The sequence below is a fragment of the Pseudomonas sp. NMI542_15 genome (assembly GCF_021283425.1).
GTDB lineage: Bacteria > Pseudomonadota > Gammaproteobacteria > Pseudomonadales > Pseudomonadaceae > Aquipseudomonas > Aquipseudomonas fortuita.
This window is the reverse complement of sequence record NZ_JAJSRO010000075.1, coordinates 1-628: the sequence shown is the minus strand read 5'-3', so window position 1 is coordinate 628 and position 628 is coordinate 1. Positions and strand designations below refer to the sequence as shown.

Genomic DNA, 628 nt, shown 5'->3' with positions numbered 1-628 from the left:
GTGCGGGTAACCTGGTGAAAGTCAGCATCACGCCGGTCACCGACACGGTGAACGAAGCGACTGCGCCGACCTTCAAGGTGACCCTGAACCAGGCCATCGATAAGCCGCTGACCGTGCTGCTGAGCACCGGTGAAACCGTAGTGTTCGCCGCTGGCGAGACCACCAAGACCATCTCGGCGCCGGCCCAAGGCGATGACGTCTTTGTTGATAAAGGCACCATCACCGTCAGCATCGACAAGGCCACCGTCACCGGTGCGCCGCTGGAGAACCTGCAGATCGGTACCCCGGCGACCGTTCAGGTCACCGACACCATCAGCAAAGTCACCGCCGTCCTGTCGGTGGACAACACCGCTGTAGTCGAAGGCGGCAAGATCACCTACACCGTGACCCTGATCAGCGAAGACACCAAGCTGCCAGTGACCGGCCACGGCGGTGTGACCGTGACGCTGACTGGCGGCACGGTCGTGACTATCCCGGCCGGCTCGGCCTCGGGTACCGCCTTCGTCACTGCACCGAACGACCTGTATGCCGGTGGCCAGCCTGCGATCACCAAGTCGATCACCGACATTTCGGTCTCGGGTGACACCAAGTTCGAAAACCTGGTGACCGATAAGACGCCAGTGACCAC

At 62.1% G+C, this 628-nt stretch carries 1 protein-coding gene; it reads left to right on the top strand.

Going from position 1 to position 628, the window contains the following annotated elements; all coding sequences use genetic code 11:
• Positions 1–14: 14 nt before the first annotated feature.
• Positions 15–628, top strand: a 614-nt coding sequence (locus tag LU684_RS30465) for an immunoglobulin-like domain-containing protein (protein WP_232895375.1), incomplete at its 3' end; no start/stop codon positions are given.